The following is a 1,690-nucleotide window of genomic DNA, read 5'->3' as shown; positions in this document are numbered from 1 at the left end:
GAGGCTGCTGAAAAACTATCACTTTTCAGCTAAATTGATATTCTAAAAACTATCTACTGTAAAGAAAGAGCCAATTCTCACAAAAAACGAGAATCGGCTCTTTTCTTTTGACCTTTTAACCTTATTTTTCTTGATTCAATTTGATAATTCGCTTCAGGTTTACGACAAATATCGTCGTTGCCCCTTGTATGTCCATACCTAATAAACCGTTGCCTTGGGACACATCGTACCCATGCCGGTTCTTGAGTTCATCATTTTTAGCTTCAATCATGTATCGGTCCTTGACCTTTTTCTTGAAGCGTTCTGTTTCTTGAAACTCTTTGTGCGTAGAATGCGTGTCTGATAATATCGAGACGCTATAACTTTTACTTTTTGCACCATTTTTATAACAGCCCTCGCTAATTGGGCAGTTCTTACATTTTTCCACATCAAAGTAGTAGGTAGTCACTTGATTTTTATTCTGTCCTTTTTTACCAGTTCTTGCTTTACGGATTGCCAAATGACCGGCAGGACAAATAAACCTCTCCGCATCTTTATTGTAGTCCCAGCTTTCTTTACGAGAGCCTTGGGAAATTTGCGGGTTTAATCGGGCGTACAGTTCAATTTCTTTTTCTTCTGTGTATTCAATATTTTCTTTTCCGGAATATGCGCGGTCACCAAGAACCGCTTTTACTTCAACCCCATTATCTTCAGACTTTTCAATGAGTTCTTGTAGAAAAGGCCCATCACCTTTTTCGCCACTGGTAATAACGGCAGCTGTAATGATTCGTTCATCAGTCATCGCAATGTGCGTTTTAAATCCAAGAAATGAAGTATCTGCCGTTTTGTGCCCAGTACGCGCATCATCATCGAAGGACTCTGCGGAAGCCTCATTGATATCATCAAGTTTTTCTTTCAACATATTCATTGCTTCCGATACAGCAGGGATAACAGCGTAGGGTTGTTTTTCAATCGTCTTGATCACTTCTTGTGTATAGACTTTTTCCGTGTCCAAATCGTTGAATGTTGGTTTAGCGGGAAGTTTAGCTTTCAGATTTTCATCCAAGCCATAAGCCACTTTTCGAAGATTCTTAGAATAATTCCGTAAAATATCCACTGGGGATTTTTTATTGAACCGTGATACTGTATGAGTGGCATCAACGATAATTGTCTCACTCTTGAGGACGTTATGATCGATCGCTATGCGAACTGATTTAGCAATAAGCATATCTAGCAAATTTTTATCTTTCAATCGTTGCCGGCGAAACTTAGTCAATAAAGAAGAATCGATCACACCATCTTCTGGTGACATGCCAAGAAAGAATTTGAAAGCCAGGTCTGTTTTTGTTCTGTTTATCAAGTCGCGATCAGACATTTTATAAATCACCTTCAGGAGAAGAAATTTAAACATGCGAATTGGGTCAACGGCATTTCGACCATTCACCAGACAATACTTATCTTCTAGCTCTTGATAAATGAATTCAAAGTCAACTAGTTCCAGCATCAACCGTAGTTCGTGATCTGCTGGAATCAGCAGGTCATACAGCTCAGAATATGGACTCAAAACTAGTTCTTCTTGCCTTTTCAGCATAATGTTAACCACCATTAGTTTGATTGATACTTCAATTATACGAAGAAACACGTGCAAAGCCAAGATGGCTTCACACGTGTTTCTGTATCTAATTATTCTAGGGACTTTTTCAGCAGCCTC

The 1,690-nt window shown here is 38.9% G+C and carries 1 protein-coding gene; it reads right to left on the bottom strand.

The genetic code is table 11. From position 1 onward, the window contains the following. Window positions 1-121: 121 nt before the first annotated feature. A complete protein-coding gene (locus tag ACO03U_RS13680; RefSeq protein WP_204688051.1) occupies window positions 122-1,570 on the bottom strand; it encodes an IS1182 family transposase in 1,449 nt (482 codons plus the stop codon). Window positions 1,571-1,690 lie beyond the last annotated feature (120 nt).

This window comes from Enterococcus diestrammenae, assembly GCF_049384045.1.
In the GTDB taxonomy this organism is placed as follows: domain Bacteria; phylum Bacillota; class Bacilli; order Lactobacillales; family Enterococcaceae; genus Enterococcus_C; species Enterococcus_C diestrammenae.
The sequence above is the reverse complement of the archived record's forward strand: the minus strand, read 5'-3'. Positions and strand labels throughout refer to the sequence as shown.

Excerpts from the sequence above, each read along its gene's own strand:
- ACO03U_RS13680 (WP_204688051.1), bottom strand. The coding sequence starts at position 1,570 with ATGCTGAAAAGGCAAGAAGAACTAGTTTTGAGTCCATATTCTGAGCTG.